Annotated in this window: 24 protein-coding genes and 2 pseudogenes; 9 read left to right on the top strand and 17 right to left on the bottom strand. The window is 76.6% G+C overall.

Annotated features, from left to right (window positions below; genetic code table 11):
* Positions 1-263: 263 nt before the first annotated feature.
* Positions 264-1,172: a hypothetical protein gene (locus AB0N04_RS21400; RefSeq protein ID WP_360221114.1), complete on the top strand. Its 909-nt coding sequence runs from the start codon at positions 264-266 to the stop codon at positions 1,170-1,172.
* 41 nt (positions 1,173-1,213) lie between these two features.
* Here AB0N04_RS21400 and AB0N04_RS21395 read toward each other — a convergent pair whose 3' ends face one another.
* The 5 genes from AB0N04_RS21395 to AB0N04_RS21375 all read right to left on the bottom strand — a co-directional run bounded on the left by AB0N04_RS21395 (position 1,214) and on the right by AB0N04_RS21375 (position 5,688).
* On the bottom strand, positions 1,214-1,834 hold the full coding sequence (locus AB0N04_RS21395; protein ID WP_360221117.1) for an L-threonylcarbamoyladenylate synthase: 621 nt from the start codon (positions 1,832-1,834) through the stop codon (positions 1,214-1,216).
* Between the two features lie 72 nt (positions 1,835-1,906).
* Positions 1,907-2,875, bottom strand: a complete 969-nt coding sequence (locus AB0N04_RS21390) for an SDR family NAD(P)-dependent oxidoreductase (protein WP_360221120.1) — start codon at positions 2,873-2,875, stop codon at positions 1,907-1,909.
* A gap of 110 nt (positions 2,876-2,985) precedes the next feature.
* Positions 2,986-3,609 carry an alpha/beta fold hydrolase gene (locus tag AB0N04_RS21385; protein ID WP_360221123.1) on the bottom strand — a complete coding sequence of 208 codons (624 nt, stop codon included), beginning with the start codon at positions 3,607-3,609 and terminating at the stop codon, positions 2,986-2,988.
* Between the two features lie 176 nt (positions 3,610-3,785).
* The gene (locus AB0N04_RS21380) at positions 3,786-5,393 is read right to left on the bottom strand and encodes a molybdopterin-dependent oxidoreductase (RefSeq protein WP_360221126.1); all 1,608 of its coding nucleotides are present in this window, start codon (positions 5,391-5,393) and stop codon (positions 3,786-3,788) included.
* Between the two features lie 76 nt (positions 5,394-5,469).
* Positions 5,470-5,688, bottom strand: a complete 219-nt coding sequence (locus AB0N04_RS21375; protein WP_360221128.1) for a DUF6480 family protein — start codon at positions 5,686-5,688, stop codon at positions 5,470-5,472.
* A gap of 329 nt (positions 5,689-6,017) precedes the next feature.
* On the opposite strand from AB0N04_RS21375, the gene AB0N04_RS21370 reads away from it, so the two are divergent.
* On the top strand, positions 6,018-6,875 hold the full coding sequence (locus tag AB0N04_RS21370) for an S-methyl-5'-thioadenosine phosphorylase (protein ID WP_360221131.1): 858 nt from the start codon (positions 6,018-6,020) through the stop codon (positions 6,873-6,875).
* Here AB0N04_RS21370 and AB0N04_RS21365 read toward each other — a convergent pair.
* Both AB0N04_RS21365 and AB0N04_RS21360 read right to left on the bottom strand, forming a co-directional pair.
* The gene (locus tag AB0N04_RS21365; protein ID WP_360221134.1) at positions 6,841-7,275 is read right to left on the bottom strand and encodes a hypothetical protein; all 435 of its coding nucleotides are present in this window, start codon (positions 7,273-7,275) and stop codon (positions 6,841-6,843) included. The two genes, AB0N04_RS21370 and AB0N04_RS21365, sit on opposite strands and share 35 nt — an antisense overlap.
* A complete protein-coding gene (locus AB0N04_RS21360; protein ID WP_360221175.1) occupies positions 7,272-8,387 on the bottom strand; it encodes a molybdopterin-dependent oxidoreductase in 1,116 nt (371 codons plus the stop codon). The genes AB0N04_RS21365 and AB0N04_RS21360 overlap by 4 nt, the downstream gene beginning before the upstream one ends.
* A 195-nt stretch (positions 8,388-8,582) precedes the next feature.
* Here AB0N04_RS21360 and AB0N04_RS21355 point away from each other — a divergent pair, with 195 nt between their 5' ends.
* From AB0N04_RS21355 to AB0N04_RS21345, 3 genes are all read left to right on the top strand, one after another.
* Positions 8,583-9,920 (top strand): glycosyltransferase 87 family protein, encoded by a 1,338-nt coding sequence (locus tag AB0N04_RS21355; protein WP_360221137.1) that lies wholly within the window; start codon positions 8,583-8,585, stop codon positions 9,918-9,920.
* Positions 9,921-9,984: 64 nt separating this feature from the next.
* Positions 9,985-10,698 carry a molybdopterin-dependent oxidoreductase gene (locus AB0N04_RS21350; protein WP_360221140.1) on the top strand — a complete coding sequence of 238 codons (714 nt, stop codon included), beginning with the start codon at positions 9,985-9,987 and terminating at the stop codon, positions 10,696-10,698.
* A complete protein-coding gene (locus tag AB0N04_RS21345; protein ID WP_360221143.1) occupies positions 10,682-11,302 on the top strand; it encodes a cytochrome b/b6 domain-containing protein in 621 nt (206 codons plus the stop codon). Before AB0N04_RS21350 ends, AB0N04_RS21345 begins: the two co-directional genes overlap by 17 nt.
* Before the next feature lie 48 nt (positions 11,303-11,350).
* Here the strand turns inward: AB0N04_RS21345 and AB0N04_RS21340 are convergent, their stop codons facing one another.
* From AB0N04_RS21340 to AB0N04_RS21330, 3 genes and pseudogenes are all read right to left on the bottom strand, one after another.
* Positions 11,351-12,073: a class I SAM-dependent methyltransferase gene (locus AB0N04_RS21340; RefSeq protein ID WP_360221146.1), complete on the bottom strand. Its 723-nt coding sequence runs from the start codon at positions 12,071-12,073 to the stop codon at positions 11,351-11,353.
* The gene (locus AB0N04_RS21335) at positions 12,070-12,759 is read right to left on the bottom strand and encodes a DUF2064 domain-containing protein (RefSeq protein WP_360221178.1); all 690 of its coding nucleotides are present in this window, start codon (positions 12,757-12,759) and stop codon (positions 12,070-12,072) included. Before AB0N04_RS21335 ends, AB0N04_RS21340 begins: the two co-directional genes overlap by 4 nt.
* Positions 12,733-13,404, bottom strand: a pseudogene (locus tag AB0N04_RS21330) (glycosyltransferase family 2 protein); the annotation flags it as partial. The pseudogene AB0N04_RS21330 and the gene AB0N04_RS21335, both read right to left, overlap by 27 nt.
* A 279-nt stretch (positions 13,405-13,683) precedes the next feature.
* Between AB0N04_RS21330 and AB0N04_RS21325 the strand changes: the two are divergent.
* Positions 13,684-14,496, top strand: a complete 813-nt coding sequence (locus AB0N04_RS21325; RefSeq protein ID WP_360221181.1) for a response regulator transcription factor — start codon at positions 13,684-13,686, stop codon at positions 14,494-14,496.
* Positions 14,493-15,629: a HAMP domain-containing sensor histidine kinase gene (locus tag AB0N04_RS21320; protein WP_360221149.1), complete on the top strand. Its 1,137-nt coding sequence runs from the start codon at positions 14,493-14,495 to the stop codon at positions 15,627-15,629. Before AB0N04_RS21325 ends, AB0N04_RS21320 begins: the two co-directional genes overlap by 4 nt.
* Positions 15,630-15,673: 44 nt before the next feature.
* On the opposite strand, the gene AB0N04_RS21315 is transcribed toward AB0N04_RS21320, so the two are convergent.
* Entirely contained in the window at positions 15,674-16,729 is a 1,056-nt protein-coding gene (locus AB0N04_RS21315; protein ID WP_360221152.1) for an NAD-dependent epimerase/dehydratase family protein, read from the bottom strand.
* A 148-nt stretch (positions 16,730-16,877) separates the two neighbouring features.
* On the bottom strand, positions 16,878-17,558 hold the full coding sequence (locus tag AB0N04_RS21310; protein ID WP_360221155.1) for a hypothetical protein: 681 nt from the start codon (positions 17,556-17,558) through the stop codon (positions 16,878-16,880).
* Between the two features lie 381 nt (positions 17,559-17,939).
* Here AB0N04_RS21310 and AB0N04_RS21305 point away from each other — a divergent pair, with 381 nt between their 5' ends.
* Both AB0N04_RS21305 and AB0N04_RS21300 read left to right on the top strand, forming a co-directional pair.
* Positions 17,940-18,524: a sigma-70 family RNA polymerase sigma factor gene (locus AB0N04_RS21305; protein ID WP_360221158.1), complete on the top strand. Its 585-nt coding sequence runs from the start codon at positions 17,940-17,942 to the stop codon at positions 18,522-18,524.
* Entirely contained in the window at positions 18,521-19,270 is a 750-nt protein-coding gene (locus AB0N04_RS21300; RefSeq protein ID WP_360221160.1) for an anti-sigma factor, read from the top strand. Before AB0N04_RS21305 ends, AB0N04_RS21300 begins: the two co-directional genes overlap by 4 nt.
* 95 nt (positions 19,271-19,365) lie before the next feature.
* On the opposite strand, the gene AB0N04_RS21295 is transcribed toward AB0N04_RS21300, so the two are convergent.
* The 5 genes and pseudogenes from AB0N04_RS21295 to AB0N04_RS21275 form a co-directional block, all read right to left on the bottom strand.
* Positions 19,366-20,190: a DUF1295 domain-containing protein gene (locus tag AB0N04_RS21295; RefSeq protein WP_360221163.1), complete on the bottom strand. Its 825-nt coding sequence runs from the start codon at positions 20,188-20,190 to the stop codon at positions 19,366-19,368.
* The gene (locus tag AB0N04_RS21290; RefSeq protein WP_360221166.1) at positions 20,187-21,497 is read right to left on the bottom strand and encodes a cyclopropane-fatty-acyl-phospholipid synthase family protein; all 1,311 of its coding nucleotides are present in this window, start codon (positions 21,495-21,497) and stop codon (positions 20,187-20,189) included. Before AB0N04_RS21290 ends, AB0N04_RS21295 begins: the two co-directional genes overlap by 4 nt.
* A 191-nt stretch (positions 21,498-21,688) precedes the next feature.
* Positions 21,689-22,399, bottom strand: a pseudogene (locus AB0N04_RS21285) (DUF1365 domain-containing protein); the annotation flags it as partial.
* A 5-nt stretch (positions 22,400-22,404) separates the two neighbouring features.
* Complete coding sequence (locus tag AB0N04_RS21280) at positions 22,405-23,667, bottom strand: FAD-dependent oxidoreductase (protein WP_360221184.1); 1,263 nt, start codon at positions 23,665-23,667, stop codon at positions 22,405-22,407.
* Between the two features lie 277 nt (positions 23,668-23,944).
* Positions 23,945-24,631: a fasciclin domain-containing protein gene (locus AB0N04_RS21275; RefSeq protein ID WP_360221169.1), complete on the bottom strand. Its 687-nt coding sequence runs from the start codon at positions 24,629-24,631 to the stop codon at positions 23,945-23,947.
* Between the last annotated feature and the right edge of the window lie 8 nt (positions 24,632-24,639).

The following is a 24,639-nucleotide window of genomic DNA, read 5'->3' as shown; positions in this document are numbered from 1 at the left end:
GCACCGGGGCGGGCCCGTTGCCCGCCCCGGTGCGGGGCCTCCGGCGCGGTCGGGACGGACGGGTGACGGCGACCGAGGGCGGCGCCCGTGCGGCGGGTTGCCGGGGTCGATCGGGATCCGGGGCGGCAGGATGGCCCCGGCGGGGTGCCGCCGCGCGGACCGGAGGGCCCGCGGGAGCACCCGCCGACCACACCCGCTCCCCCCGACGACACCTCGTCGCCGCCACTCCGGAGGGTCACACGACACGGATCACCCGCGAGACCGTGCTGCGGACGGCGACCTTCTGGCTCCGCCCGGCGTTCGCGCTGCGCGTGTTCGGCCGGTTCCAGCGGCTCGTGGGCTTCGACCGCTCGATGGCCCTGGCCTCGGCCGCGCTGACCGCGCTGGTGCCGCTGGCCATCGTCTGCAGCTCCCTCGTGGTCCGGCTGGGTGGCAAGGACGTCGCCGAACGCGTCATCGACCGCTACGCCCTCACCCAGGACGGCGCCGAAGCCGTCCGCCACATCCTCTCCTCGTCGGGCGGCTGGAGCAGCGTGGGGCTCTTCGGCCTCGCCTTCCTGCTCGTCTCGGCGCTGAGCTTCGCGCGGGCCGCCCAGCGGCTCTTCGAGCAGGGCTGGGAGCTGCATCCCCTGAGCGTGCGCAACACGGTGAACGGTCTGAAGTGGATCGCCCTGCTGGCCGGGTACGCCGCGCTGAGCGGCTGGGTCCACGCCGTGCTCGGCCGCGGGACGCTGGAGCTGGGCGCGTCCCTCCTGGTGGCCCCGGTGACGGCGGTCTTCCTCGTCTGGAGCGGCCGGCTGCTGTCCGCCGCCCGGATCAGCAGGGGCGACCTGATGCCGTTCGGCTTCATCGGGGCGGCCCTGCTGGCCGGCTACTCGGTGGCCATGAGCGTCTACCTGCCGTACCTCTTCAACTCCACCACGAACCGTTACGGGGCGATCGGGGCGGTGTTCGCGATGCTCTCCGCCCTGTTCGGGGCGATGTTCGTGGCCGTGTCCTCGGCGGCGCTCGGACGGGAGGTGCAGGAGGAGCTCGACCGGATCGGCCGCGGCGAGCGCCCCCCGGACAACGAGGTCCGCCAGGAGTGGGACACGGTGATCCGCCAGGCGCGGTCGCGTTGGGAGACGACCCGCGGCCCGAGCGTCCTGGGCCGTCTGACGCGGAAGCACTGAACGGGCCGTCGGGTCCGCGCCCGGGGGGCGTCGAGCGGGTGCTACTCGAACCGCGACGGGTTCCCGGCGCCCTGACGGACGATCTGCGGCGTCCCGTCCGAGAAGTCGACCACGGTGGTGGGCTCGGTGCCGCAGTCCCCGGAGTCGACGACGGCGTCGAGCACGTGGTCGAGGCGCTCCTTGATCTCCCAGCCCTGGGTCATGGGTTCGGCGTCGCCGGGCAGCAGGAGCGTGCTGGACAGGAGCGGTTCGCCGAGTTCGGCGAGCAGGGCGCGGGTGACGGCGTGGTCGGGGATCCTGACCCCGACGGTCTTCTTCTTGGGGTGCATCAGCCGGCGGGGCACCTCCCTGGTGGCCGGGAGGATGAAGGTGTAGCTGCCGGGCGTCGCCGCCTTGACGGCGCGGAAGACGGCGTTGTCGATGTGGACGAACTGCCCGAGCTGGGCGAAGTTCTCGCACATCAGGGTGAAGTGGTGGCGGTCGTCGAGCCGCCGGATGGAGCGGATCCGTTCCAGGCCCTCGTGGTTGCCCATGGCGCAGCCCAGGGCGAAACAGGAGTCCGTCGGGTACGCGATGAGGGCCCCCGCGCGGAGACTGTCGGCCACGGTGCCGATGGTGCGGGCCTGCGGGGTCTCTGGATGCACGTCGAAGTACTTCGCCATTCGCCCGACCCTACGGGATCCGCCCGCCCCGCCGCGCGCAGCCCCGCGGTGCGGCCCGGCCGCGGCCCCGGGTCACCGTGGGTGCCGGAGCGGGCCGGTGCCGGGGTCGGCGGCGGGGTCGGCGCCGGTCAGGTCGCGGCTGAGGTCCCACAGGTGCGCCGCGACGGCGGTGTCCGTGAGGGTGCGCCAGCGAGGTTCCAGCCGGGGCCTGCCGCGCAGGCCGGCGACGCGCGGGCCCCACAGCTGGCCGCCGCGCACCGCCGGGTCGAGGACCGCCCGCACGGCGGGCCAGGCGCCGGCGTGCTTGCCCTGGAGGAGCACGGCGGCGGGCGCCCCGCGCAGCGCGGTGCCGGGCGTCCGGGCGTGCACGGGCGGGCGTGCCGGGGTGAGCGAGTCCAGGGCCCCGCCGGGGTGGGCCAGCACGCTCGCCACCGTGCTGCCGGCCGCGCGCAGACGGCGGTCGAGTTCGAGGCCGGCGTGCATCTGCGCCAGCTTGGACCGCGCGTAGGCCCGCTTGGGCACGTAGTCCCGCCGGGAGTGCGGGTCGGCGAGGTCCAGGTGTTCGGACTTCGCCGCGAAGCTGCCGATGGTCACCACGCGGGCCGCCGGGGCGGCTGCCAGGAGCGGCATCAGCCACCCGGTCAGCGCGAAGTGCCCCAGGTGGTTGGTGCCGAACATCAGCTCGTGGCCGGCCGCGGTCTCCACCCGCGGCGGATCGTCGAGCGCGACCCCGGCGTTGAGGACCACCGCGTCGAGGCGGGGTGACCCGAGGGCGTCCGGCACGGTGCGCAGCGACGGGAGGTCGGCGAGGTCCAGCTGCAGCGTGCGGACCCGGGCGCCTGGCACGCGGTCGCGGATCACGGCCCGGGCGGCCTCGGCACGCGCCGGACTCCGGCTGCCGAGCACGACGGTGGCTCCGGTGGTGGCCAGCTGCTCCGCGATGAAGTACCCGATCCCGGCGTTGCCGCCGGTGACCAGGACGACCTGCCCGTCGGCGCGGGGCGGTCGGTGCACGTTCCACGGCAGGGGTACGGACGGCATAGGGGTGGCTCCTGGGCGTTCGAAGGACCGGCGGTGTCCCCACGGGGAGTGGGTGTGCCAAGCCTCGGCGCGGCCGCTCACAGATCGCCGACAGGTCACCGTCGGCGCGGTCAGCCGGGTGTCAGGCCGGGTGCGGGCGCGTCCGGGGGCGCTCCGGGCAGCGGTCCCGCGGCCAGCAGCGCCGTGACGGCCGAGGCCGCGAGGCGGTGCCAGTCCCCGGCCCCGGCGAGCATGGCGTGGCCGCCGCGCGGCACGTCGAGGTAGCGGACGTCCGCGCCGGCCCGCGCGGCCCGGGTGGCGAAGGCGCGGGACTTGCGGGCGCTGGTGACCCGGTCCGCCGGGTCGTGGAGGACGACGATCCGTCGGCCGCGCAGGTGCTCCGCCCCGTCCACGGGCTCGCACCACGGCGCCAGGAGCACCGCGCCCACCACCTGGGGCTCGTCGGCGGCGGCGAGGGCGGCCCGGCCGCCCATCGAGTGGCCGAGGAGGACGATCCGGACGTCGGGCGCGTGCGCGACGAGCTCCCGCACGGCCGCGCGGGCGTCGGCGACCGGGTGCGCCTGCGGGCCGTTCCAGCCGCGGTGGCGGTAGTGCACCTCGGCCGTGGTGAGCGCGGCGTCGCCGACGCGGCGGCGCACGGCCGCGGCGAACACCCGCATCCGGAGCCTGGCCAGGCCCAGTCTGGGCGGTGGGTCGAGGCTCTCGGCGCGGCCCCCGGGCAGGACGAGCAGCACGGCCGGACGCTCCTCGGGGTCCGGCGGCGAGGGGTCCGGCGGCGAGGGGTCCGGCGGCGAGGGGTCCGGCGGCGAGGGGTCCGGCGGCGAGGGGTCCGGCGGCGAGGGGTCCTGGGGCGGGGGGTCCTGGGGCGAGGGCTCCGGAGGCGAGGGGTTCGTGGGCATGCCGGGCCCGCTCAGGTGACCGTGACGACGGTGCTGTGCCAGCCGGTGGCGCCCGCCGGGAAGGGGGTGGCCCGCTCCTCGGTCTGGACGGCGCCGGTGGCGTCGGTGGCCCGGGCCTCGAGCCGGTGGGTGCCGGGCGTGGCGCCGGCCCAGGTGTGGCTCCACTGCCGCCACAGGTCGGGGCCGCCGTCGGCGGCGAGCAGGGCCTGCCGCCAGGGGCCGCCGTCGACGCGGACCTCGACGGCGGCGACGCCCCGGTGGGTCGCCCAGGCGGTGCCGGCCACCGTGACCTCGCCCGCCGGGACGCGGGCGAACGGCGCCGGCACCTCGATCCGCGCGGCCGTCCGGACGGCCCCGGTGCGGTCCCAGCCGCGGCGCACCCAGTACGGGTCGAACGCGGCGAAGGTGGTGACGTCGAGGTCGACGAGCCACTTGGTCGCGGAGGCGTAGCCGTAGAAGCCCGGGACGATGCTGCGGCAGGGGAAGCCGTGGGCGACGGGCAGCGCCTCGCCGTTCATCGCGACCGCCAGCAGCGCGCGCCGGCCGTCGAGGACCGACTCCAGCGGGGTGCCGATCGTCATGCCGTCCTGGGAGCGGCCGACCAGCTGGTCCGCGCCGGGCCGCACGCCGGCCCGGCGCAGCAGGGCGGGCAGGGAGGCGCCCAGCCAGCGGGTGGTGCCGACGTAGGGCCCGCCGACCTCGTTGGAGACGCAGGACAGCGTGTGGTCCAGCTCCTCCAGCGGCTCGTGCAGCAGGTCGTCGAAGGTCAGCAGGAGCGGGTGGTCGACCATGCCGTGGATCCGCAGGGCCCACTGCCGCGGGTCGATGCGGGGGAGGGTGAGGGCGGTGTCCACCCGGTAGAAGTCGGCGTTCGGGGTGACGAACGGGGACAGGCCCGCGACCTTGGGCCGCAGTGCGGCCGGGGGCGGCGGCAGCGGGTCCGCGGCGGGCGGGATACGGACGGCGTCCCGGGCCGCGGCGACGTCGGTGCGGCGGTCCGACAGCGTGCGGCCGCCGACGCCGGCGAGTGCGCCGGCCACGACCGTGCCGCCGGTGGCGGCCAGGACGGTCCGGCGGCTGCTCCCCGCTCGCCCGGCGGGTACGGCCGCCGCGGCGGCAGTCACCGACGTGGGCCCGGTGGTCCGCAGCAGGCGTGCCAGCGCGAGCACGGCGGCCGCGCCGACCAGACCCGCCGACAGGGCGGGCGCGGCAGCCGCCGGGTGCGCGTCCGGGCGGGACGCCGCGGCCCAGGCGCCCGCGAGGGCGAAGACGCCGAAGACCCCGGCGCCGTACGCCGGGCGGCGGGCGGCCAGCAGTCCGGCGAGGGCGGCGAGCAGGGCCGTGGTCAGCAGGATCCCGCCGAGCAGGACCGGCTTGTCGTCGGTGCCGAAGGTCCGGACGGCGTACTCCTTGAGCGGGGTGGGCGTCAGGTCGATCGCCGTCGAGCCGACGGCGATGACGGGCGCCGTGTCCGGGCCGGTGAGGGCGGCGAGCAGCTCGCCGGCTCCGAGGGCGGCGGTGGCCGCGGCCAGCCCGGCCGTCGCGGCCGCGCCGGCCCGCAGCAGGCGGGCGCGGTGCGGTCGGGGGTGCGGAGGGGGCTGGGAGGGGTGGTTGCTCACGCCCGGGATTCGGTGCACCCGGCACGGCGGATGGGTGGGCGGCCGCGCGGGGGCCGGGCTGTGCACCGGCCGGGCCTCACCAGCCCGCGATGCGCCCCACCGCGAAGCCGACGCAGCAGATCACCAGCACGGCGATGACGAGCAGCGGGATCCAGCCGGGCCAGGCGGTGTGCAGTTCGACGGCCTCCGGCGTCGAGATGCCCGCGGACGTCGAGCCCTCGCACTCGGGCGTCTCGGTCGGTCGCGGTGCGGCGGCCGGGCGCAGCGGCGGTGTGGCGGCATGGGTGGTGCTCATCGTTCCTCCCGGGCGGTCGGGGGCCCTGTCCGGCGCCGACCGCCGGGTCCGGGCGGGCCCGCGGTCGCGGGTCACCGGGAAGGCCGGGCGCCTCACTCGATCGTGCGCCGCCGGGGCCCCGCCCGCCAAACCGCAGCGCTTCCGCAGCGCGCGGGGGCGGCCACCGGAGGTGCCGCTCCGGGCGGTGGGGCGGGCGGCACCCCGGGGGGCGGGGGCGGGTCGTCGCCGCGCCGGACGTTCGTGAGTCGTAAGGTCCGGTGCCCCGCCCCCGCCCCCGTCCGTTCCTACAGTGGCCGGGACGTTGTTCGCGAGAAGAGAGGTGGACCGGGATGACGGTCGACCAGAACGCCCTGCCCACGGCCGAGCTGGGCGTGATCGGCGGCTCCGGGCTCTACGAGCTGCTGGAGGACGTGACCGAGGTGCGGGTGGCCACCCCGTACGGCGAACCGAGCGACGCGGTGTTCGTGGGGGAGGTGGCCGGCCGCCGGGTGGCCTTCCTGCCCCGGCACGGGCGCGGCCACCGGCTCCCCCCGCACCGCATCGACTACCGCGCCAACCTGTGGGCGCTGCACTCCCTGGGCGTGCGGCAGGTGCTGGCGCCCTGCGCGGTGGGCGGCCTGCGCCCGGAGTACGGGCCGGGCACCCTGCTGGTGCCCGACCAGTTCGTGGACCGCACCTCCGGGCGGGTGCAGACCTTCTACGACGGGCTGCCGCTGCCGGACGGCACGGTGCCCGAGGTGGTGCACGTGTCGGTGGCCGACCCGTACTGCCCGGCGGGGCGGCGGGCGGCGATGGAGGCCGCCCGGGAGGCCGCCTGGGAGCCGGTCGACGGCGGCACGCTGGTGGTGATCGAGGGTCCGCGCTTCTCCACCCGCGCGGAGTCCCGGTGGTTCACCGCCAACGGGTGGTCGGTGGTCGGCATGACCGGGCACCCGGAGGCCGTCCTGGCTCGTGAACTCGGGCTCTGCTACACCTCGGTGGCCCTGGTCACGGACCTCGACGCCGGTGTGGAGAGCGGCGAGGGCGTCACCCACGGCGAGGTGCTGGCGGTGTTCGCCCGCAACGTCGACCGGCTGCGCACCGTGCTGTTCAAGGCGCTGGAGGGCCTCCCGGTGGTCCGGGAGTGCCCGTGCGGTCACGCCCTGGACGGTCTCACGACCGGTCTGCCCGGGGTGCCGGGCGCCTGACGGCCCGGCCGCGGCGCCGCCACCGCCCGACGAGCGCGACCAGCAGCGCGACGCCGGCGGTGGCGGCCAGCACCAGCAGCCAGTTGCGCAGGTACGGCAGCGGCAGCACCGACGGGTTGCCGTGGTCGTCGTCGGCGCGCAGCACGGCGGGCAGGCCGACGGCGGTGACGGCCGCCGCGACGACCAGCCAGCCGCGCAGCACCGGCCCGCGGACCGCGAACGCGCCCAGCAGGCAGACCAGCGGCACCCACAGCCCGTCGTGGAGCACCAGCCCGCCGATCCCCCAGACCGCGACGTCCAGCGGGTCGGTGATGTACGGGTCTGCGAGCAGCCCGGAGAGGCCGTAGCCGATCACGGCGAGGCCGGCGGCCAGCAGCAGGGCGCGCAGGGCGGCGGTCATGCGATCACCTCGATGCGGGTGACCCACTTGGTCTGCAGGACGCCGGGCCGGTTCGGCGCGATGACGCGGGCGGGGAAGCCGTGGTCCGCGGCCAGGACCTCGCCGTCGACCCGCAGGGCGAGCAGGCTGAGCGGATCGTCGACGTAGGGTGCGGGCATCTCCATCACCCGGTACGGCCCGTCGGCCTCCAGCGACGTGACCCGTACCGCCGAGCCGGGCGGGGCGCCGGCCCGTCGGACCAGGTCGGCCATCCGGACCCCCGTCCACCGGGCCGCCGCGCTCCAGCCCTCCACGCAGGAGATCGGCAACTCGGCGGAGTGCTGGGGGAGTTCGCCGAGCTCGGCGAGGGTGAGTTCGAACGGCTGCGGCCCGTCCACCCGCAGCCGCCAGTCCGCGGGCACGGTGACGGTGCCGGCGTGGGCGGCGGTGCGGTTCACCGGCAGGCCCTGCGGGCCGATGTCGGGGCGGCGCGGGGCCAGCAGGTCCAGGGAGCGCAGCCAGGGCACGCTCTGACCGGCGGTCACCAGGGTCACCACACCGGCGGCGGCGGTGGTCGCGGCCAGGAACGCCCGGCGCTGCGCCAGGGCCGGAGCGGCCCGGCGCCACCAGACGGCGGCGATCAGCGGAGCCTTGACCGCGAGGTGCACCAGCAGCCCGCCGGTGGCCAGCCAGCCCAGCCAGAAGTGGGTCTGCCGGAACGGGAACGGCCACGGGTACCACTGCAGGGTGTTCAGCAGACCGGTGAACAGCTCCAGCAGGACGGCCGCCACCAGGACGGCGATGCCGAGCCGCTCCAGGGCGTGCAGCACGCTGCGCGCCGGCGGCCACTCGAAGAGCCGCGGGTAGACCGCCCAGAGCTTCGCACCGACCAGCGGGATCGCGGCCAGACCACTGATCACGTGCAGCCCCTGGGTGACCCGGTAGCCGTTCACCGGCCGCGCGGGCAGGTGCGGCGCGAGCCACCCGGGCGGGTCCTGGAGCAGATGGCTGGTCAGACCGGTCAGGAAGCAGACCAGGAGGGCGGCGCCCAGCCAGCGGCCGACGACGACCACCGTCCGCGGTTCGTGCAGCGGAGAGCTGAACGCCCCGTCGCGGAAGGGCCCGCGGCGCAGGAACGCCGGGGGAGCGGGCAGTGGCGGGTCGTAGCGGCGGCGGGGGGCCGGGGTGCCGGAGTCGGCGGGTTCGGTGTCCACCCGTCCATCGAAGCGCCCCGCAGCGCCCGGCCGGTGGTCCGACGTGCTTACGTGTTTCGAACGGCGGCCTCGCCACCGGCCTCGCAGCGGCGGCCCGGTGGGAGGGTGGCAGGCGTGATCCCCCGTACCCTCCTGCCCTGCCTCCTCGCCCTCGCCGCCCTGGTCACCGCCCTGGCGCTGACCGTCGCCGGCGTCGTCGCCCTCCCGCGGCCCGGCTGGTACCTCCTCGACCTCGCCCTCTTCGCCGCCGCCGTGCTGACGCTGCGCAGGGTGCCCGGCGCCCAGGTCGTGCCGCTGGTCCTGGCCGGCGGCGTCGCCGTGGCCGCCGTCGGGCTGCTGGCGCCGCCGCGCAGCAGCGACGACGCCTACCGCTACGTCTGGGACGGCCGGGTCCAGGCCGCCGGGATCTCGCCCTACGCCCGCACGCCGGACGATCCGGCGCTGGCCCCGCTGCGCGACCCGGGGCTCTTCCCCGTCGGCGACGGCTGCACGGGCTGGGACGAGCGGCGCACCACGGCGGGGGACTGCACCCGGATCAACCGGCCGGCCGTGCACACCGTCTACCCGCCGGTGGCGCAGGCGTGGTTCCTCGCGCTGCACCCCTTCGGCGGCGGGGTCCGCGGTGTGCAGGCCGGCGGCGCGGTGCTGGCGGTGGCGACCACCGGGCTCCTGCTGGCGGTCGGGCGGGAGAAGTGGCAGGCCGCACTCTGGGGGTGGTTCCCCGGAGTGACGGTGTGGGCCGTCAACGACGCGCACGTGGACACGCTCGGCGTGCTGCTCACGGTCGGCGGGCTCGCCTGCGCGGCGCGCGGGCGGGCCGTGCGCGGCGGGCTCCTGCTCGGCGGTGCGGTCGCGGCCAAGCTGCTGCCGGCCCTCGCCCTGCCCGGCGCGCTGTCCGGTCTGCTGGCCAGGCGCCCGACCCGCGGCGATGTCCTGCTCGCCGGATCCGCCCTCGGTGCCTTCGCCCTGGCCTACCTGCCGTACGTCCTGGCCTCCGGCACCTCCGTGCTGGGCTACCTGCCGGGCTACCTGCGGGAGGAGGGCTACGAGCAGGGGCACATCGACCGCTTCGGGCTGCTCCGGCTGGTGCTGCCGGACGGGCTCGCGCCGTGGGCGGCGGCGCTGGTCCTCGCGGCCGTCGTGGTCCGGGTCCTGCTCCGGGGCGACCCGCACCGGCCGTGGGCCGGCGCGCTCCTGGTGACGGGCACCGCGCTGCTGCTGGTCGCGCCCTCCTACCCGTGGTACGGGCTGCTCGTGGTCGGGCTGGTCGCCCTCGACGGCCGCTGGGAGTGGCTGGCCGTCCCGGCCGCCGGGCAGGCGCTCTACCTCGCCGGCGGCCAGGCGGCGCAGCAGCTCTCCTACGGGGCGGCGCTGTGCGTCGTCCTCCTCGTCCCGCTGCTGCGGCAGCGCCGCGGGGCACGGCCGGCCGTGGCGGTGGGCGCCGAGAAGTGACGGAAGTCTGACGTCCCGGTGCCGGGCCTGGCGGTTTCGTCCCCCGCCTGGTCGAATCGGCGGCGTGAGCGAACAGATCGAAGAGGGCCGGGGCACCCCGGTGGGCCGCCGCGTGGTGCTGGGCCTGCTGGGGCTCGGCGCGGCGGGAGTCGCGGTCGGCCCGTACCTCCAGAAGGCCCAGGACGCGGTGGCCGGCAAGGACCCGACGGGCCTCACCGGCCTGCTGCCGGGTGGCGGCGGGTTCCGGTACTACTCCGTGGTCCCGTCGGTCCCGACGAAGGGGCCGGACACGTACGCCCTGACGGTGGACGGGCTCGTGGAGCGCCCGGGCAGCTACCGCCTGGCCGACCTCCAGGCGATGCCGCAGCGCCGGATCGTGCGGGACGTGCAGTGCGTGACCGGCTGGCGGGTGCCGAACACGCCGTTCGAGGGCGTGCCACTGGCGCACCTGCTCGACGCCGCCGGCGTCAGGGCGGGCGCCGGCGCGGTGCGGTTCAGCTGCTTCGACGGCGAGTACACCGAGAGCCTCACCCTGGAGCAGGCCCGGCGGGACGACGTGGTGGTCGCGCTCAAGCTCCAGGACGCCCCGATCTCCCACTCGCACGGCGGGCCGGTGCGCCTGTACGTGGCGCCGATGTACTTCTACAAGTCGGCCAAGTGGCTCTCCGGGATCACCGTGACCGCCGGGGTGGAGCCGGGCTACTGGGAACAGAACGGTTATGACGTCGACGCCTGGGTCGGCCGCTCGAACGGACGTGACGATGCCCCGACCGGCTGACCTCCTGCTGCGCTTCACCCGCGCCGAGCGCTGGGTGCACCGCACCACCGCCGCCCTGATGCTGACCTGCCTGGCGACCGCCGCCTGTCTCTACCTCGCGCCGCTGGCCGAACTGGTCGGCCGCCGGCGGCTCGTCGTCACCGTGCACGTGTGGTGCGGCCTCGCGCTGCCGGTACCGCTGCTGGTCGGACTGGCGTTCCGCGCGGTGCGCGCGGACCTGTCGAGGCTGAGCCGCTTCCAGCCCGTGGACCGGGCGTGGCTGCGGGCCACCCGGGCGCGTGCCGCGCACCGCCCGGCGGGGAAGTTCAACGCCGGGCAGAAGCTCTACGCCCAGTGGACGCTCGGTGCGATGCTGGTGATCCTCGGTACCGGCCTGCTGATGTGGCTCACCCACCTGGCCCCGGTGGCCTGGCGCACCGGCGCGACCTTCGTCCACGACTGGCTGGCGGTGGCCATCGCCGTGGTGACCGCCGGCCACGTCCGGATGGCCCTGCGGGACCCGGAGGCCCGGCGCGGGATGCGCACCGGGCTGGTCGACCGGCGCTGGGCCGAGCGGGAGCACCCGCAGTGGCGGGGCGGGAGCCCCTCGGGCACGCCGGAGTAGCGTTCGCGGCGTGCCCGAGGGATCCCGCGGCGTGCTCGCGGGGTTCCGTCAGTCGGTGTGGGCCGCCCGGCGGAAGGCGAGGAAGCGGCGGCCGTGGGAGGACCAGCGCTCCGTCTCGACGAGGCCGGCCCGCCCGGCCCGTCGGGCGGTGGCCACCGCACCGCAGCGGGCCCAGCGGAACGGCGGGCCGAGCCGCCCGTGGCGCCCCTCGACCCGGACGGTGATCCGCTCGTCGATCTCCCGCGGGTCCACCTCGACCAGCAACACGCCGCCCGGCGCGAGGAGTTCGGCACTGCGGCCGAGCAGCAACCCAGGGTCGCCGCCGATGCCGAGATTGCCGTCGGCCAGCAGCGCGCCGCCCCAGCGGCCCTCCGCGGGCAGCCGGTCGAACACCGACCGGCACAGGGCGGGCCCGCCGAGCCTCCTGGTCCGGGCCACGGCGGCCCGGGTGATGTCGACGCCGAGCGCCGGCACCCCGAGGCCCAGCAGGGCCGCGACCAGCCGGCCGGGGCCGCAGCCGAGGTCCACCACCGGCGCGGCCAGCCCGGTGCAGCGCTCCAGCAGCCCGTGGTCCGCCCCGGCGGCGGGCGCGCACCAGCGCTCCACGTCGAGCGGGATCCGGCCGCCGTCCTCGCGGCGCAGCCACAGCGGGCCCCGGCCGGCGCGGACGGCCTCGGCGAACGGGTCGTCCGTCCACGCTCCGGCCTGTGCGGCCACTCCGGTCCGCGTGGTCGGCTCCAGCTGCGTGGTCGGCCCGGTCTCCGTGGTCACCCCGTCACCTCCCGGGCGCCCTCGATCGCCTGCAGACAGGCCGCGAACCTGCCGCCCGGCGCCTCGGCGGCGACGTCCCGGGCGTCGCTGATGGTGTCCACGTCCGTGACCACCGGGAGGTGCTCGGTCACCAGGCCCTCCGCGGCCAGCCGGTCGAGCAGGCCCCTTCCGGTGTCCGCGGTCGACATCGGCAGGCCGAGGAGCAGCCGCCGGGCGAGTCGCTCGCCGGGCCGGGCCAGGCCGAGCGCCCAGAAGCCGCCGTCGCCGGCCGGGCCGTACCAGGCGTCGACGCCGGCGCGCCGGGCGGGCGACAGGGCCCCGGCGAGGAGCGCGGCGTCCAGCTGCGGGGTGTCCATGCCGACCAGCAGGGCCGGCGCCTCCGGGGCGATCCGGCCGGCGTGCGCGAACGCGGCGGCGAGCCGGGCGTCCAGTCCGCCGGCCACCTGCGGCACGACCTGCCAGCCGGGCGGCAGCCAGTCGCCGACGGCGCCGTCCAGGACGAGCAGCCGCCGGCCGGCCGGCACCCGGGAGAGGACGGCGAGGGTGTCGGTGAGGGCGGCCTCGGCCAGCGCCGCCGCCTGCTCGGGCGTGCAGGGCGGCGTGAGCCGGGTCTTCACCCGGCCCGGGACGGGCGACTTGGCGATCACCAGCAGGGTCGGCGGCGGCGCGGCCAGGACGGCCCGCATGTCGCGGACGGCCTGCCGGGTGCCGCGCACCGTCCCGGTGACCTTGGAGCGGCCCGTCCGCGGCAGGTAGTCGACGGAGGTCTCGGCGATCCGCATTCCGGCCGCCGACGCCGAGAGCACCATCTCCAGCGGGTAGCCGGAGCGGCGGTCGCCCAGGCCGAGCGCCAGCAGCCTGTCACGGCGGGCGGCCCGCATCGGGCCGAGGTCGTGCAGCGGTGCGCCCGTCCGGGCCCGGAGCCGGCGGGCCAGGGCCGCGTTGGCCAGGCGGGCGTGCAAAGGCCACGCCCCGGCGGCGGCGGGGCGGCGCCGGCCGAGCACCAGGTCCGCCGAGCCGGCGAGGACGGGCGCGGCGACCCGCGGCAGCTGGGCCGGGTCCAGCGAGCCGTCGCAGTCCATGAAGCAGACCAGCTCTGCGCTCGCGGCGAGCAGCCCGGCGTGGCACGCGGCGCCGAAGCCGCGCCGCGGCTCCGCGACGACCGTCGCGCCCAGCGAGCGCGCCACCTCGGCGGAGCCGTCCCGGGAGCCGTTGTCGACGACGATCGCCCGCCAGCCCGGGGGCACCCGCCGCAGCACCCAGGGCAGGGCCGCGGCCTCGTCGAGGCAGGGCAGGATCACGTCGGCACGCGGCAGCTCGGCTCGCGGCAGCTCGGCACGAGGCCAGGAAGGAGTCGGAGGGATCACGTCGGCCACGCTAGGCGCGGGCGGGCCCGCGGCGGCCGAACCGCGCCCTTACGAAAGTCCTACGTCGGCCCGGCGGAGGTGCGGCGCTCGGACGGGGTCCCGGAGCGGCCGGAGCGGCCGGAGCCGTGATCTTACGGAAGACGAACGCCGTCCCCGATGCGGCACCCGGCCACGGCCGGGGCTCGTATCCTCGGCGAGGTGAACGACAGCGCCGCCACCGCGGTACCACCGGACCCCGCCCGCATCCTGGTCATCGACGACGACCTCACCGTGGGCGAGGTCGTCGCCGGCTACCTCACCCGGGCCGGCCACCACGTCGACCGGGCCACCGACGGCGACCAGGGCCTCGCGCTGGCCCGCAGCCACCGCCCCGACCTGCTGGTCCTGGACCTCATGCTCCCCGGCATCGACGGCCTGGAGATCCTGCGCAGGCTGCGCGCGACCGCGGACGGCGCGGACCTCCCGGTGGTCATGCTCACCGCCAAGGGCGACGAGGCGGACCGGATCCTCGGCCTGGAACTGGGCGCGGACGACTACGTCACCAAGCCCTTCAGTCCGCGGGAGCTCGTGCTGCGCGTGCAGTCCGTGCTGCGCCGTTCCCGTTCCGCCGCGCCCGCGACGCCGCCCCCCGGACCGCTGGCGTCCGGGGACATCACGCTCGACCCGCAGGCCCGCCGGGCCCGCCGCCGGGGGAACGAACTCACGCTGACGCTGAGGGAGTTCGACCTGCTGGCGTTCCTCCTCCGGCACCCCGGGACGGTCTTCCCCCGCCAGGAGCTGATGCAGCGGGTCTGGGGCTGGGACTTCGGCGACCTCTCCACCGTCACCGTCCACGTCCGCCGACTGCGCGAGAAGATCGAGGACGACCCGGCCGCTCCGACGCTGATCAGCACGGTCTGGGGCGTCGGCTACCGCTACGACCCCGCGACGGGTACCCGGGCGGCCGAGCCGATGCCCGGCGACCCCGCGACGGCCGACCCCGCTGCGGTCGACCCCGCTGCGGTCGACCCCGCTGCGGTCACCTCCGCGGCGGACGAGAAGGACGGACCGGCGTGAAGGACCTGCTGCTCATCGCCCTGTTCGCCGGGCTCGGCGCCGCCGGTGCCGGTCTGCTCGGCTGGCCCGCCGTGCGCCTGCTGCGCCGCCGCTCGATGGCGCTCTCGCTGCTCTGCGTCGCCGCCGTCACCGTCCTCGCCGTCACCTCCGGGACGTTCGCCGTCGCCCAGGCGATGTTCCTGTCCCGGCACGACCTCGGCGTGGTGATCACGGTCCTCGGCATGGCGTCCGTGGTCTCGCTGCTCACGGCCGCCCTGCTCGGACGCCAGGTCGTGGCGGGCAGTCGGGCCCTGACGGCCGCCGCCCGCACCGTCGGGAGCGACACCGGCTTCACCGCGCCGGAGCACCCCCTGGCCCGGGAACTCGCGCAGCTCAGCGCGGAACTCGCCGCCACCAGCGCCCGCCTCGCCGAGTCCCGGGCCCGGGCGCAGGCGCTGGACGCCTCGCGGCGCGAGCTGATCGCCTGGATCTCCCACGACCTGCGCACCCCGCTCGCCGGGCTCCGGGCCATGGCCGAAGCCCTGGAGGACGGCGTGGCCGACGAACCGGAGCGCTACCTCAGCCGGATCCGCACCGAGGTGGAGCGGCTCACCGGGATGGTCGACGACCTCTTCGAGCTCTCCCGCATCCAGGCCGGCGCCCTCGCCCTCTCGGTGTCCCGGGTGTCCGTCTACGACCTGGTCGACGACGCGCTGGCCGGCGCCCACCCGCTCGCCCGCCAGCGCGGCGTCCGGCTGGAGGGCCGGCAGGTCGCCGCCGAGCCGGTCGAGGTGGACAGCCGCGAGATCACCCGGGTGCTGGGCAACCTCCTCGTCAACGCGATCCGCTCGACGCCGGAGGACGGCGTGGTCGCGGTCTCGGCCCGCCGGGAGGTGGACGAGGTCGTCCTCTCGGTCACCGACGGCTGCGGGGGCATCCCGGAACAGGACCTCTCCCGGGTGTTCGAGACCGGCTGGCGCGGCAGCACCGCCCGGACCCCGCTGCGCGATCCCGGGGAGGGCGGCGACAGCGGGGCCGGGCTCGGACTGGCCATCGTCCGCGGCATCGTCGAGGCGCACGCGGGCCGCGCCCGGGTGCGCAACGTCAGCGGGGGCTGCTGCTTCGAGATCGCGCTCCCGGCGGCGCGCGGGTAGCGGCGGGCGGGCCCCGGCGGGCGGGTGGTCCCGCCCGCCGGTGGTCAGGCCCGCAGGGGCGCGGCGGCGAACTCGGCCATCCCCGCGCCGAACGGCACCCGGGCCCGCCAGCCCAGCTCCGCCCGCAGCCGGGAGGAGTCGGCGGTGATGTGCCGGACGTCCCCGAGCCGGTACTGACCGGTCACCACCGGGGCCGGGCCGCCGAAGGCATCAGCCAGCGTCCGGGCCATCTCGCCGACCGTCCGCACCTCCCCGCTGCCGACGTTGTACGCCCGCGCACTGCCCGGCGGCCGGCCGCCGACGTCCGCCAGCGCGGCCAGGTTCGCCGCCGCGACGTCGTCGACGTGGACGAAGTCCCGGCGCTGGCCGCCGTCCTCGAACACCCGGGGGGCCTCGCCGCGGGCGAGCGCCGAGCGGAACAGCGAGGCCACCCCGGCGTACGGGGTGTCGCGCGGCATGCCCGGGCCGTAGACGTTGTGGTAGCGCAGTGCCAGGACGGACCCGCCGCAGGCGCGGGCCCAGGCGGCGGCCAGGTGCTCCTGGGCGAGCTTGGTCGCGGCGTACACGTTCCTCGGGTCCCCCGGCGCGTCCTCCGTGACCAGGCCCGGCCGGAGCGGGGCCGCGCACACCGGGCACGGCGGCTCGAACCGGCCGGCGTCGAGGTCGCCCGGTCGCCGCGGCCCGGGTGCCACGCTCCCGTGCTCCGCACACGCGTACCGGCCCTCGCCGTAGACCACCATCGACCCGGCCAGCACCAGCTGCCGCACCCCTGTGCGGGCCATCGCGGCCAGCAGCACCGCGGTGCCGAGGTCGTTGCAGCCGACGTACTCGGGCGCGTCGTCGAGGTCCAGGCCCAGGCCGACCATCGCCGCCTGGTGGCAGACCGCGTCCACCCCGGCCACGGCACCCGCCACCGCCGCGGCGTCCCGGACGTCGCCGTGCCGGAAGTCGACGCCGGCCGGCAGGTCGGGGGCCGCCCCCGAGGGGTGGACCGCGGGCAGCAGGGCGTCCAGCACGCGGACCTCGTGGCCCGCGCCGACCAGGGTCCGTACGACCGCCGAACCGATGAAACCGGCGCCGCCGGTGACCAGGATCCTCATGACCGGTGACGCTACCGGCCGGCCGGCGCGCCGGGCCGCCGCCGCGGGGCGGGGTCAGCAATCCGTAAGGTCGCCGCGGCGCCCCCGTGGTCCCGCCGCGCGCTGCGGCGGGACCACGGACGGGAGCCCGGTCGGGTGGGCGTGACGGTCAGTCGAGGGGGCCGCACAGGGCCGGTGCGGTGGCCTCCTGGGGCAGGGCGGGGTTCAGATCGCTGGGCCCGAGGACGCCGTCGTACCTGCCGTTGTGGTTGTAGTCGATGCCGTGGACCACCACGACGGCGTTGTCGGCCCGCACCTGCTGGGCGACGTCGCTGGTGAGCTGGATGGTCCGCGAGTAGTGGAAGGTGCCGGTGGCCGGGAAGCGGTCGACGGCCAGGGCGCTGGCCGGGCTGGTATCGCCCTTGGTGGTCAGCGAGGTGCCGATCGGTCCGTAGGCGGGCAGGCCGTCGGTGGTGCTGATGGCCCGGTAGCCGTTGTGCAGGGTGGCGGCGTCGGCCGTGGGGCACTCGCCGCTGCCCTTGATGTGGATGTGCATGGCGTGCGGGGCGCCGTCGAGCAGTCCGCTGGCGTTCACGGTGATCCGGGCGGTGTCGTCGCTGTTGAGCTGGACGGTCGCGGTGCCGGCGCCGGAGACGTGGTTGTCCGGCACGGGCAGCAGGATGGCGAGGGTGAAGCGGGAGTGCTGCGGCGCCAGGAACGGCGAGGCGGCGTAGGCCGTACCGCCCTGGGCGCCGTCGTCGTCGCCCGGACCGCCGTGCGCGGCGGCCGGCAGTGCGCCGACGCCGAGCAGCACGGCGGTCAGGACGGGAGCGAGGAGTCTGGCTTTCATGGTCATCGGTCCTTGCGGAGGCGGTCGCGGCCCGTCACCCACCCGGTGCTGTGGGCCCCGGGGCCGGGCCGTGCTTCCTGTCTGGAATTCGTCCCCCGGTACCGCGGCGGATTGGTGTGATGGGCGGATCGCCCTCCGGGGCGCCCTCTCGCGGGAGCCACCCGGTCCACCGCCGGGGCGCCCCGGCGGTGCCCGTCCGGACCGCGGACCGCGGGGTTCGCCGGGCCGGCCAATCCGGTGGGCCGTCCGCTCCGAAGAGCGGGTGTCAGCCGTTTCCGGTTCGTCCGGCGCGCCGAGCGCCGCCGTGGTCGTGGGAGGCCCGTTGTCCATCGCCCGTCCCTGGGGCCCACCGCCCGCCCGCCGTGCGGCAGGTGTCGCCGGATGAGCGCCGTCGTCCACCTGTCCGGCCCCGGACGGCCGGGGCCCGACCTGAAGGAACTGGTCGGGCTGGTCGCCCGCGGTGACCAGGACGCCTTCTCGCGGCTGTACGACGCGGTGGCCGGCCCCGTCCTGGGGCTGGTGCGAAGGGTCCTGCGCGACCCGGCGCAGTCCGAGGAGGTCGCCCAGGAGGTGCTGCTGGAGGTGTGGCGCACCGCCGCCCGCTACCGCGCCGACCGCGGCGAGGTGATGGCCTGGGTGCTGACGATCGCCCACCGGCGCGCGGTGGACCGGGTCCGGTCCGCACAGGCGGCCGCCGACCGGGACCAGCGCGCGGCCGCGGCCTCCCACACCACGGTGTTCGACGAGGTCGCCGAACAGGTCGAGGGGCGGCTGGAGCGCGAGCAGGTGCGGCGGTGCATGAGGACGCTGACCGAGTTGCAGCGGGAGGCCTTGACCCTGGCGTACTACCGCGGCTACACCTACCCGCAGGTCGCCGAGGTCCTCGGTGCGCCGCTGGGCACGATCAAGACCCGCATGCGCGACGGACTGATCCGGCTGCGCGACTGCCTGGGGGTATCCGCATGAGCGCCGCCGATCTGCACACCCTGACCGGAGCCTACGCCGCGCACGCCCTCGACCCCGCCGAGAGCGCCGAGTTCGAACGGCACCTCGACAGCTGCCCGGCCTGCGCCCAGGAGGTGGCCGAGTTCGCCGCCACCCTGGCCCGGCTCGGGGCCTCCGAGCCCGTGACGCCCCCGCCGGCCCTCAAGACGCGCGTGCTGGCCGCTCTGCCGACCGTACGGCAGGACGCCCCGCGCACCACCCCCGCCGTCCTGCCCGGGCGCCGGCACGGCCGACCCGCCCGCCGGTGGCCGGAGTTCGCGCTCGCCGCCTGCCTCGCGGTGGCCGTCGGCGCCGGCGGCGTCGCCGTCCAGCAGCACCGCCAGGCCGACCGGGCCGAGGCCCGGGCGGCCGCCCTCCAGCAGCAGCAGAACCACTTCGCCGACCTGCTCACCGCCCCGGACGCGCGCACCGTCACCGCCACCGCCTCGGGCGGGGCGGGCGTCGGCACCGTGGTGTGGTCGCAGAGCCGCGGTCAGGCCGGGTTCCTGGCCTCCGGGATGCCCGCGCCGGGCGCCGGCAGCACGTACGAGCTGTGGTTCAACGACTCCGGGACGATGCGCCCGGCCGGGCTGCTGCCCACCGGCGACGGGGCGATGGTGCTCTCCGGCCCGCTGGACGGCGCGGTCGGCGTCGGCCTCACGGTCGAGCCCGCCGGCGGCTCCGCGCACCCCACCGGAACACCGGTCATGCTGCTGCCGCTCACCTGAGGGAGCGGGACGTGCCGCCGTCCGCCTCCCGGCTCGTGGCCGGGAGGCGGACGGCGTTACCGGATCCCGTTGCCCGCCGTCGGCACCGGCGGTCGTTACCGGCCTTCGCCGACGGGCTTCGGACCGCGGCGCGGGGGCAGCGGGAGGAAGCCGCTGGTGCGGGCCGCGTAGTCGGCCCAACCGGGGCGTTCCGCGCCGAGCTGCCGCTCCAGCATCGGCTTGCCGCTGCCGAAGGCGAGCAGGTACGTCATCAGGAGCGGGCTGAGGACGAACGCCCAGCCGACCGGGGCGTCGGCGGCCAGCAGGAACAGGCCCCACCAGACGCAGGCGTCGCCGAAGTAGTTGGGGTGGCGGGTGTACCGCCACAGACCGCGGTCCATCACCCGGCCCCGGTTCGCCGGGTCGGCCTTGAACCGGGTGAGCTGGTGGTCGCCCACCGTCTCGAAGGCCAGCCCGAGTGCCCAGATGGCGGCCCCGGCCCAGGCGAGCGCGCCGGGCGGGGAGGGCAGGTACTGGGCGGCCTGGACGGGCAGCGAGACGAACCAGACGATGGCGGCCTGCAGCAGGTAGACGATGCGCAGCGCGTACCGGGTGCGGGCCGGGCCGGCCGGGGCGCGGGAGAGCATCCGGGCGTAGCGCCGGTCCTCCGGGGCGCCCCGGGCCCGCCACCACAGGTGTGCGGACAGCCGCAGGCCCCAGACCGTGACCAGCGCGGTGGCGAGCAGCCGGCGCCCTTCGTCGCCGTGTCCGGCGGACAGCGCGTAGCCGGTCAGGGCCACCGCGGCGAAGGCCAGCCCCCAGGCGACGTCCACGCCCCGGTGGCGTCCGGTGCGCACCCCGACGGCGAAGGCCGCGAGCAGCACGGCGAGGGTGACCGCTGCGGTGACGCCGAGGTTGACCGCGAAGGCGCCGGCGTTCACCCGGCCACCTCCTCGCGGCTGAGCAGCACGTGGTGGACGTCCAGGTAGCCGGTGCGGAAACCGGCCTCGGAGTAGGCGAGGTAGAGCTCCCACATGCGGCGGAAGACCTCGTCGAAGCCGAGGCCGGCGACCTCCTCGGCCCGGGCGTGGAAGCGCTCGCGCCACAGCCGCAGCGTCTCGGCGTAGTGCGGCCCGTGGGCGTCGGCGGCCGTGACGCGCAGGGTGGTGTGCCGGGCGGCCGTCTCCCGGATCGCCTGCAGGGAGGGGATCAGGCCGCCGGGGAAGACGTACTTGAGGATCCAGGTGTAGGTGCGGCTGGACGCGAGCATCCGCTCGTGCGGCATGGTGATCGCCTGCAGGGCGGCCCGCCCGCCGGGGGCCAGGACGCGGTCGAGGGTGCGGAAGTAGTCCGGCCAGAAGGGGCGGCCGACGGCCTCGATCATCTCGACGCTGACGACGGCGTCGTACCGGCCCTCGACGGCGCGGTAGTCGCAGAGCCGGACCTCGGCGCGGTCGGCCAGCCCGGCGGCGGCGATCCGGTGGCGGGCGAGGGCCAACTGCTCCTCGGAGAGGGTGAGGCTGACGACGCGGGCGCCGCGGGCGGCGGCGCGCAGGGCGAGTTCGCCCCAGCCGGTGCCGATCTCCAGCAGCCGGGTGCCCTCGCCGACGCCGGCCAGGTCGAGCAGCCGGTCGATCTTGCGGTGCTGGGCGGCGGGCAGCTCCTCCCAGGTCGCGACCGGGCGCGGGCCGGGCCCGGTGGGGAAGAGCGCGGAGGAGTACGTCATCGTGGGGTCGAGGAAGAGCGCGAACAGCTCGTTCGAGAGGTCGTAGTGCCGGCCGATGTTGCGCCGGGCGTTGGCGCTGGTGGACAGCTCCGTCTCGGGCGGGCGCTTGACGTAGAAGCGGCGCAGCCACCGGGTGCCGCCGGGGACCAGGGTCTCCGGGGCGGCGGCCAGTGCCGTCAGCAATGCGACCAGGTCGGGGCTGTCCCAGTCGCCGGCCTGGTACGCCTCGCCGAAGCCGATCAGGCCGCTCTCGCCGACGCGGTGCAGGAAGTCCTGCGGGCGGTGCAGGCGCAGGACGGGTGCGTCGGGGGCGGCGGGCACCGTGCCTCCGGCGGTGGCGGCGTTCAGGGTGCGGCCGTCGGGGAGCTCGACGCGCACTCCGCGCCGGGCGGCGGCCCGGGCCAGCAGCCGCCCGGCGACGGCGGCACGCAGCGGCGCGTACGGGACGCGGGCGACGTCCGGCCAGCGGTCGGGGTCCACGGCGGGTGCCGGCGGGGCGCTCACGGGAGCGGTGGTGGTCATCTGCTGGGTACCTCTTCCGTGGGCGTGGCGTGCGGTGGTGCGGGGGTCTCGGGTGCCTGCCCGCCGGGCCCGGGGGCGGCGGGCGTGCTCCTGTCGGGCGTGCTCGTGCCGGCCTCGGGCCCGGCCGGGGCCGCGGACCCGTCGGCCACGGGTATCCCGGTCGGCCGGGGCGGGCCCGAGGCCGCTGGGCAGGGGTGCACGGGCAGTCCCCGTGCCCAGAGGCGGATGCCCTGGTAGCGGATATGTACACTCACCGCCCAGGTGGCGAAGGGGTGCCCGAGTGCGGCCCGGAGCAGGGCGGCGGGGCCGGCCGGGCGGCCGGTGCCGTGCACGGTGGCGGTGAACGCCCGCCCGCCGGCACGTTCCAGGTGGATGCTGAGGTCGAGCCGCTCGCCCGGCTCGGGCAGCGACATCCGGTAGTGGCCGTCGACCGGGAAGAACGGCGAGACGTGGAACTCCTTCGGCGCGACGGCCCGCCCGGCCGCGTCCGGGTGCAGCAGGTAGCGGTGCCGGCCGCCGTAGGTGTTGTGGACCTCGGCGACGGTGCACAGCGGGCGGCCCGCCTCGTCGTGGCACCAGTACACCGTGAGCGGGTTGAACACGTACCCGAGCGAGCGCGCCTGGGTGAGCATCAGCACCCGGCCGCGGCCGAGCCGGACGCCGTGCGCGGCCAGGAAGCCTTCGAGGTCCTGACGGATCGTCAACTCTCCTGAGGTGGGGTCGAGACGGTGGTCGCGTGACCGGAAGGAGGCCAGCGGGCGCAGCGCCCGGGGCACCCGGGGGAGGCGGTCCGGGTCCACCAGCCACAGGTAGCCGCGGTGCCGGAAGGCGTTGCGCAGCGGCGCGGTGCGCACGTGGGTGGTGCGGGTGTCGTAGAGGACGGCGCCCCAGGGCCCCGGCAGGGTGGTCACGGGGCTCCCACCCCCAGCAGGAATCGGGCCGCCTCGACGCCGGAGCGGCAGCCGTCCTCGTGGAAGCCCCAGCCGTGGTAGGCGCCGGCGAACGCCGTCCGGCCGGTGGCGAGTTCGGGCAGCCGGCGCTGAGCGGCCACGGAGTGCGCGGTGTACACCGGGTGCTGGTACTCCGTGCGGGAGACCACCAGGTCCTCGGGCACCGGGTGCTGGCGGTCCTCGTTGAGGGTGACCAGGTAGTCCTCGGTGGTGTCCAGGTGCAGCAGCCGGTTCAGGTGGTAGCTCACCCGCACCCGGTCGGAGGAGGCGTTGCAGTGCGGCATCCGGTAGTTCCACGAGCCGCGCGCCCAGCGGGCGGCGGGCAGGACGGCCGGGTCGCGGTGCAGCACCGTCGGGTTGCGCGAGTAGGTGAACGCGCTCAGCACCTCGAGCTCGGCGTCGGTGGGGTCGGCGAGCAGCCGCAGCGCCTGGTCGGCGTGGGTGGCGACCACCACGGCGTCGGCCCCGGTGCGGCGCCCGTCCTCGGTCACCACGGTGACGCCGTCCGGGTGGCGGCGCACGGCGCGCACGGGGGTGGAGCGGTGCACCGCGGTCAGCCTCTCGGCGATCTTCTCGACGTAGGTGCGCGAGCCGCCCACCACCGTGCGCCAGGTCGGCGAGCCCGTGACGCCCAGCATGCCGTGGTTGTGGAGGAACGCGAACAGGTAGCGCGCCGGGTAGTCGCCCGCCAGGTCGGGGGCGCAGGACCACACGGCGGAGACCACCGGGGTCATGAAGTGGCTCACGAAGTACGGCGAGAAGCCCTCGGCGGAGAGGAACTCGCCCAGGCTCGGGTCACCGGCGGCCGGGGTGGCGAGCAGCCGGCGCGCCCTCCGGTGGAAGCGCGGCACCTCGGCGAGCATCCGCAGGTAGCGGCCGCGCACCAGGGTGTCGGGCCGGGCGAGCAGGCCGGCCGGGCCGCGGGCCCCCGCGTACTCCAGGCCGCAGCCGTCGCAGCGCACGGACATGCTCATCTCGCTGTCCCGGGTGCGGACGCCGAGCTCGGCGAACAGGCGCACCAGGTGCGGGTAGGTCCGCTCGTTGTGGACCAGGAAGCCGGTGTCCAGGGCCAGCGTCCGGCCGTCCGGGGCGGTCGCCTCCTGGGTGTGGGCGTGGCCGCCGAGCCGGCCGTCGGCCTCGAAGAGCTCGACCTCGGCCCCGGCCCGGGACAGCTCGTACGCCGCGGTGAGACCGGCCACGCCGGCGCCCACCACCGCCACCCGCCGGACGGGCGGGCCGCCGCGGCCGCGGGGGACGGTTCCGGTGGTGGGGGTGGTGGCGGATGTCGTCACGAAGGCCCCTGCGCTGTTCGGGGGCCGCGGTGGCGGCCCGCTCGGTCGTCTACAGCACTGGTTCGGAGCCGATCGCGTCGCGGATTGCCGGTGGGCGGGGCGGCGCGGGTTCCGGTGCGGGTGCCCCCCGGCCGCCGGCGCGCCCGGGGGGGGTCCCCGGCCGGGGGCGTTGGCCGGGGACCGCGCTCGATGGCCTGACGCAGCGTCAGGAGGTGGGCATCAGAACGGTGTCGACGATGTAGACGGTGGCGTTGGCGGTCTGGACGTCGCCGCACAGCACCTTGGCGGCGGAGTTGACGGTGAAGTCGGGGGACGCGCCGGTGACGGTGACCTCGCCGGTGGCGAGCGTCTTGTGCGCGCCGGTGAGGGCGCTCGGGTCCAGGCGCTGGGGGACGACGTGGTAGGTGAGGATCTTGGTGAGCTTCTCCTTGTCCGCGAGGACCGCGTCGAGGTCCTTCTTCGGGAGCTTGGCGAAGGCGTCGTTGGTGGGCGCGAAGACGGTGATGTTCTGCGCGGAGTTGAGGGTGTCGACCAGTCCGGCCTGCTTGACGGCGGTCACCAGGGTCGACAGCAGCGGGTTGTTGGACGCGGCGGTGGCGACCGGGTCCTTGGCCATCCCGCTGAACGACCCGGCGCCGTCCTTCGGCACGGCCGAACAGGCGGTCCCGAACGGCTGCCCGGACATCGCCTGCGCCGCGCCGCCCCCGGTCATCGGCGCGGAGGAGGCCGAACCGGCGGCCGCGGCCGGGGCCGAGGAGGCGGTCGTCGCCTTGGCCGCATCGCCGGCCTTCGAGCCGTCGCCACCGCTGCTGCACGCGCTGAGGGAGGCGGCCAGCACGCCGGCGGCGAGGACGGCGGCGAAGGAGATGCGCAGCGAAGGTGTCGTGTTCATCAGGTGAG

Source organism: Kitasatospora sp. NPDC051702, from assembly GCF_040681575.1.
Lineage (GTDB): Bacteria > Actinomycetota > Actinomycetes > Streptomycetales > Streptomycetaceae > Kitasatospora.
Note: the sequence above shows the minus strand (reverse complement) of the source record. Positions and strands in the feature narration are given on the sequence as shown.

Coding starts and splice junctions, on each gene's coding strand:
- AB0N04_RS21335 (WP_360221178.1), bottom strand. CDS start 12,759: ATGCGGGCCGTCCTGGCCGCGCCGCCGCCGACCCTGCTGGTGATCGCC.
- AB0N04_RS21365 (WP_360221134.1), bottom strand. CDS start 7,275: ATGACCGCCGCCCTGCGCGCCCTGCTGCTGGCCGCCGGCCTCGCCGTG.
- AB0N04_RS21290 (WP_360221166.1), bottom strand. CDS start 21,497: ATGACCACCACCGCTCCCGTGAGCGCCCCGCCGGCACCCGCCGTGGAC.
- AB0N04_RS21275 (WP_360221169.1), bottom strand. CDS start 24,631: ATGAACACGACACCTTCGCTGCGCATCTCCTTCGCCGCCGTCCTCGCC.
- AB0N04_RS21375 (WP_360221128.1), bottom strand. CDS start 5,688: ATGAGCACCACCCATGCCGCCACACCGCCGCTGCGCCCGGCCGCCGCA.
- AB0N04_RS21395 (WP_360221117.1), bottom strand. CDS start 1,834: ATGGCGAAGTACTTCGACGTGCATCCAGAGACCCCGCAGGCCCGCACC.
- AB0N04_RS21315 (WP_360221152.1), bottom strand. CDS start 16,729: ATGAGGATCCTGGTCACCGGCGGCGCCGGTTTCATCGGTTCGGCGGTC.
- AB0N04_RS21390 (WP_360221120.1), bottom strand. CDS start 2,875: ATGCCGTCCGTACCCCTGCCGTGGAACGTGCACCGACCGCCCCGCGCC.
- AB0N04_RS21370 (WP_360221131.1), top strand. CDS start 6,018: ATGACGGTCGACCAGAACGCCCTGCCCACGGCCGAGCTGGGCGTGATC.
- AB0N04_RS21345 (WP_360221143.1), top strand. CDS start 10,682: ATGCCCCGACCGGCTGACCTCCTGCTGCGCTTCACCCGCGCCGAGCGC.
- AB0N04_RS21300 (WP_360221160.1), top strand. CDS start 18,521: ATGAGCGCCGCCGATCTGCACACCCTGACCGGAGCCTACGCCGCGCAC.
- AB0N04_RS21310 (WP_360221155.1), bottom strand. CDS start 17,558: ATGAAAGCCAGACTCCTCGCTCCCGTCCTGACCGCCGTGCTGCTCGGC.
- AB0N04_RS21305 (WP_360221158.1), top strand. CDS start 17,940: ATGAGCGCCGTCGTCCACCTGTCCGGCCCCGGACGGCCGGGGCCCGAC.